This window comes from Bifidobacterium sp. UBA6881 (assembly GCA_002451435.1).
GTDB lineage: Bacteria > Actinomycetota > Actinomycetes > Actinomycetales > Bifidobacteriaceae > Bifidobacterium.
The window spans coordinates 3376-8657 of record DKCF01000068.1; the positions used below are offsets into that span (position 1 = coordinate 3376).

Genomic DNA, 5282 nt, shown 5'->3' on the forward strand with positions numbered 1-5282 from the left:
GCCGAGCAGATTCGGGCGGCCGTGGCGAAACTGGTGGAGAACGCGATCGCGTATTCGCCGGACAGGACCACGGTGAACGTCTCGATCAAGGCCAATGAGGAGCATACCGAGGCCGTGGTGAGCGTGCTCGACCGCGGCGTGGGCATTCCCGTCGGCGAGCAGAATCGCATTTTCGAACGGTTCTACCGTGGCGACAATCAGAACGAACATTCGCAGGACGGCATCGGGTTGGGATTGGCCATCGTCAAGCACGTCGCGCTGACGCATCATGGCTCCGCATCGGTGTGGAGCAGTCCGGGGCAAGGGAGCACGTTCGCGCTGGTGTTGCCGCTGGCCGGCAAGTAGCGAATCGGCGAATGAAAACGAATGCGCCCGGTGTCCTTTCATCTGCGAACGGAAAGGACACCGGGCACATTCGTGGTCGCATGGCGTCTGATATGCCGGCCGTCGTATCAATGGTCGTCGGTCATTCGCCGAGACGGCGGTAGTCCCAACGGTCGAAATGCTCCCAGACCAGCATGATCACGCCGATGACGGTGCCCGCCGCGCACATGGTCTGTCCTTTTTCCACATTGAAGCCGATCGCCTGCAGCACCATGCAGACGATCAATGCGATGGCCCACAATGCGGTGCCGAACATGAACACCTTGCGCAGGTCCACGCGTACCGGTTTCGGTGAGGGCTTCCTCACGCCGGGGTCGATAATCGGTGCGATTTTCATACGGTCACCATACAACGCGTCACAGATGTTCCACGACGTAGTCGATGCAGTGCGTGAGCGCTTCCACATCGCTGGGCTCCACGGATGGGAACACGCCGATGCGCAGCTGGTTGCGGCCGAGCTTGCGATAGCCGTTGGTGTCCACGATGCCGTTCTCGCGCAGCGCCGCGATGACTTGGGACGCGCTGATGCCATCGTCGAGGTCGACGGTGACGACCGCGTGGGAGCGCGAGCCTTCGTCCTTGACGAACGGCGTCGCGTAATCGGACTGCTCCGCCCACTTGTACAGCAGCGAGGCGGAACGCGCGCAGCGTGCCGAGGTCCAGGCGAGTCCGCCGTTGTCGTTGAGCCAGCGCACCTGGTTCTCCAGCATGACCAGCGTGGCCACCGCGGGTGTGTTGAGCGTCTGGTCCTTACGGGAGTTCTCGATGGCCGAGGTCAGGGAGAGGAACGGCGGAATCCAACGGCGCGTTCCCGGCAGCCGGGTGCTTTCCGCGATGCCGTATGCGCGTTCCACCGCGGCGGGGGAGAGCACCGCTATCCACAGGCCGCCGTCAGAGCCGAAGGCCTTCTGCGGGGAGAAGTAGTAGGCGTCCGTCTGGCTGATGTCGACGGGCAGCGCGCCGGCGCCGCTGGTGGCGTCGATAAGGGTCAGCGCGCCCTGTTCGCGGGAGCCGTCGACGCGCCTGACTGGTGCGGCGACGCCGGTGGAGGTCTCGTTGTGCGCCCAGCAGTAGGCGTCGGCATCCTCGGTGTATTCCGGCAGACGGTAGGTTCCCGGTTCTCCGGCGTAGATCGCCGGTTCTTCGAGGAATGGCGCCGATTGCGCCGACTTCGCGAACTTCGTGCTGAACGATCCATATGTGCCGAACGCGGCCTTGCGCGTGATCAGTGACGCGCAGGCGACGTCCCAGAACGCGCTGGCGCCGCCGTTGCCCAGCACCACCTCATATCCGTCGGGCACATGGAAGAACTCGGACAGCCCCTCGCGTATCGAGCCCACCAATTGCTTGATGGGGGTCTGTCGGTGCGAGGTGCCGAGAAGGTTGCGTGCGCCGTCGTCGAGCGCATGGATTTGCTCCGGACGGATTTTGCTCGGGCCCGAGCCGAAGCGTCCGTCCTCCGGAAGCATGTCTGAAGGAATGGTCACAGTATTCGTCATGACTCACAAGGGTAGTCATATGCGGGGATTGTCTCGGAGCGCGGCCGCTTGCCGGACGCTTCGACGGTGCGTCCGGCGAATGGTTCATATGATGTTCCGTCTTGGTTCATCGCCTGTTTCGATTCGATTGCCGACGGCGCATGGAGTAGTTCAAGTCGCACACGGGCATGCGGACGGTCACGCCGGAACGCATGCCCGACGGCGGCCTGCTCGCGTTTGAGTAGCGCGCGCATGCGGCAATCGGGAAGCACATGGATTATGCCGTATCCCGATATTGGTGTAACCTGTAATTTCGTGACGGTTTTGTGACCATGAGGGACCAGAAGTTTCCATGGTCCGATGCAACCTACGAGGAGTGATTGGTATATGAGGCATGCGGCGCATAAAGCGGCCAGGATTCCAAGCGTGAATCTCGATGTCGTCAAGACGTTGTTCACGTCGTCCCATGGTACCCACACCGCAAAAGCCGTCCGCATGGTACAGCTGGCGAACGGCGGCACCGTGGTCGGTCTTGAACCCGCGGTCGCCGAGAAGCTCAACGAAATCGCTCCGATGAGCCGACGTGCGATGCGCGAGGCGGCCAAAGCCGCGGAACGTCATTCCACGATCATCACTTCCGCTTCTTTGGCCGCGCTGGCCGGTACCGCAGCCACCGCAGTGGCTTTCGGGCAGCAGCGCAATGTGGCCGATTTCACATTGGCCGACCAGGCCACGACCACCACCCAGATCCAGCGCGTCTCCGACAACGAGGCTTCCCGTTCCGAGGACCGCGCCTCGCTGAGCGACTCCTATGCGACGGACAGCAAGGGTGAATGGCAGCTCGGCGACACCAGCTCCACCATCGACACCAGTCAATTGTCGAAGTCCTTGGCCAGCAATCCCAACGTCGCGGTGTTGATGGACCAGGACCAGGGTTCGCTGCCGGCCGGCTTCAATCCCAACCATGCCACGGGCGATACCGGCAACGCATACGAATTCAGCCAGTGCACATGGTGGGCGTACACCCGCCGCCTGCAGCTCGGCCTGCCTGTCGGCTCCTATTTCGGCAATGGCTGCCAGTGGGCCAACTCCGCGCGTGCTCTCGGCTATTGGGTCGACAACACGCCACGGCACGTTGGTGACATCATCGTATTCGCAGCGGGGCAGGAGGGTTCCGATTCCACGTATGGCCATGTCGCCATCGTCGAGAAGATCAACGCAGACGGCTCCATTGTGACGTCCGAATGCGGCGCGTCCATGAACGGCACCACGTATTCGCGCACCTTGACCAATGTGAACGATTTCCAGTACATCCATTACTGAGCTTCGGCATCGGGCGGTCAGGGGAGGCGAATGCGTCTCCCTTTTGTATTTGGTGTGCCGTAAACTATACGACGATGAAGCAGAATATACGTTTTTCGATGATTACCGCCCTTGTCGCCGCGGCCGTCGCGTTCGCCGGTGTGGCACCGGCGGCGCTTGCCGCCAACGATGACGCCAAGCAGGAAGCCGTCGTCGTCACCCGCTCCTTCCCGAAGACCAGTGTCGTGAAGAAGAACCTGCTCAGCGAATCCACATCGACCGAAGTCGAATCGAACTCCGATTGGGGTGGAGTGGAAAGTCTGAATGTGCCGCAGACGAAGTCTCAGGCCGAAAAGGACGCCGAGGCCAAGGCCGCGGCCGAGCAACAGGCCCGCGAACAGGCTGCGCAGCAGGCCCAACAGCAGGCCGCGCAGCAGCAGACCAACCAGAACAACACGGCGTCCCGTTCCTCCGAGCGCCAGTCCACCGATTTGTCCAACCTGCCGGCGGCCACCGGCAATGCGGCCGGCATCGTCTCGCTTGGTCTGGCCATCGCAGCCGATGACCGTTTCCAGTACGGCGGATGCAATCCGCCGTGGAACATGGACTGCTCCTGCTTCGTGCAGTACGTGTTCGCGCAGAACGGCATTTCCCTGCCCCGCACCTCAGGCGAGCAAGCCACCGTCGGCTACGCGGTGCCGAGTCTGGCCCAGGCGCAGCCTGGCGACATCATCGCGAACTCGAGCCATGCGGCCATCTACATCGGCAATGGCATGGTCGTCGATGCAGAAAACTACTCGGCTGGTATCAGGACCAATCTGCTGGTCTGGATGTTCCCTGGATCGTATTCCATCAGACGCGTCGCGTAGTGTGGAGCTTCCCATCTAGCGTTCACTAAGGGCGTATCCTTCACGGATACGCCCTTTTGCTTGTGTTTTCCCGAGTCGTTACCGTCAAAGCGCATGTCGCGGGGTATTCTGGTGCCTAGAAGCAACGCACGGCCGCGTTGCCGTGGATCAAGTTCAAGGAGGTCGTCCATGATTAACGACAAGGCAATCCTCGTTGGTGTTGATGGTTCCCACGCCAGCTACAAGGCCACGTGGTGGGCAGCGAATTACGCGAAGCACGCGGGACTGACGCTGCAGATCGTCTGTGCGTACTCGCTGCCGAGTTACGCCGCGGTTTCGTTTGATGCGACCTACACCGCCATGGGCGACGACAACGCGGCGCATACCGACGCCCAGGAGATTCTGTCGAAGGCCAAGGCGATCGCGGACGAGCAGGGCGTCGAGGCGGCCACGCTGATCGTCACCGGGGATCCGGCGTCGGTGTTCGTGGAATTGTCCCGCAACTACAATCTCATCGTCATCGGCAACCGCGGCAAGGGTGGTCTGGCCGAACGTCTGCTGGGCACGACCAGCTCCAGCCTTCCGGCATACGCGTACTGCCCGATCGTGGTGGTTCCGTACACCGACGATGACGGCAACCTGATGCATCTGAACAACACCATCACCAAGGTGGCCGTGGGCTCCGACGAATCCAAGTGGGGCCTGAAGGCATTGCAGATCGCGGCCGACTTCGCCGACGCCTGGGGAGCCGAGCTGGACGTCATCTCCGCGGCTCCGAACATCAAGGGCTCCGAGGACGAGGGCGTGATGGCCTCCTTCCAGGACGACCTCGACGTGCGCATCAAGCCGCTTGAGGAATCCCACCCCGATCTGAAGATCAACAAGCAGGTGGTGCCCGGTTCCGCGGTCGGCGCATTGACCAAGGCCAGCTATGACCATGATGTCGTCGTGGTCGGTTCCCGCGGTCGCGGCGGCTTCACCGGCCTGTTGCTGGGCTCGACCAGCCAGGGGCTGCTCCAGCACGCCGTGGGCCCGGTCTATGTGGTGCCGCGCAAGTACGTGGAGGCGGCCGAAAGCCGTCTTGACACCGTTCCGGGTTCGCCGGCCGAGGTCAAGCCGAAGGCCCTTGACGAGATCAAGGGCGTCGAGGAGGTGCCGGTCGCCAAGGCCGCGCCCGATGTCGCCGAGGCCATCGAGACCAAGATCGATCCCAAGCGTCAGTGACATCGTCTCGAATGACCGCGGATGGGGAAACGATTCGCGGCCATTC

At 62.3% G+C, this 5282-nt stretch carries 6 protein-coding genes; 4 read left to right on the plus strand and 2 right to left on the minus strand.

Annotated elements, in window-relative coordinates:
• The coding region (locus tag B3C64_RS04990; protein WP_291534157.1) for a sensor histidine kinase at nt 1-345 on the plus strand (345 nt) is incomplete at its 5' end.
• A 121-nt stretch (nt 346-466) separates the two neighbouring features.
• Here B3C64_RS04990 and B3C64_RS04995 read toward each other — a convergent pair.
• Both B3C64_RS04995 and serC read right to left on the minus strand, forming a co-directional pair.
• On the minus strand, nt 467-721 hold the full coding sequence (locus B3C64_RS04995) for a DUF2530 domain-containing protein (RefSeq protein WP_291534158.1): 255 nt from the start codon (nt 719-721) through the stop codon (nt 467-469).
• 19 nt (nt 722-740) lie between these two features.
• A complete protein-coding gene (serC, locus tag B3C64_RS05000; RefSeq protein WP_291534159.1) occupies nt 741-1883 on the minus strand; it encodes a phosphoserine transaminase in 1143 nt (380 codons plus the stop codon).
• A 366-nt stretch (nt 1884-2249) separates the two neighbouring features.
• Here serC and B3C64_RS05005 point away from each other — a divergent pair, with 366 nt between their 5' ends.
• The 3 genes from B3C64_RS05005 (at nt 2250) to B3C64_RS05015 (ending at nt 5236) form a co-directional block, all read left to right on the plus strand.
• Nucleotides 2250-3185 (plus strand): CHAP domain-containing protein, encoded by a 936-nt coding sequence (locus B3C64_RS05005; RefSeq protein WP_291534161.1) that lies wholly within the window; start codon nt 2250-2252, stop codon nt 3183-3185.
• Nucleotides 3186-3283: 98 nt separating this feature from the next.
• On the plus strand, nt 3284-4033 hold the full coding sequence (locus B3C64_RS05010) for a C40 family peptidase (protein ID WP_291534163.1): 750 nt from the start codon (nt 3284-3286) through the stop codon (nt 4031-4033).
• Nucleotides 4034-4201: 168 nt separating this feature from the next.
• Nucleotides 4202-5236, plus strand: a complete 1035-nt coding sequence (locus tag B3C64_RS05015) for a universal stress protein (RefSeq protein WP_291534164.1) — start codon at nt 4202-4204, stop codon at nt 5234-5236.
• The last annotated feature ends 46 nt before the right edge of the window (nt 5237-5282 follow it).

Bases quoted from the DNA above. Each gene is read 5' to 3' on its own strand.
- B3C64_RS05010 (WP_291534163.1), top strand. From the start codon at position 3,284: ATGATTACCGCCCTTGTCGCCGCGGCCGTCGCGTTCGCCGGTGTGGCA.
- B3C64_RS05005 (WP_291534161.1), top strand. From the start codon at position 2,250: ATGAGGCATGCGGCGCATAAAGCGGCCAGGATTCCAAGCGTGAATCTC.
- serC (WP_291534159.1), bottom strand. From the start codon at position 1,883: ATGACGAATACTGTGACCATTCCTTCAGACATGCTTCCGGAGGACGGA.
- B3C64_RS05015 (WP_291534164.1), top strand. From the start codon at position 4,202: ATGATTAACGACAAGGCAATCCTCGTTGGTGTTGATGGTTCCCACGCC.
- B3C64_RS04995 (WP_291534158.1), bottom strand. From the start codon at position 721: ATGAAAATCGCACCGATTATCGACCCCGGCGTGAGGAAGCCCTCACCG.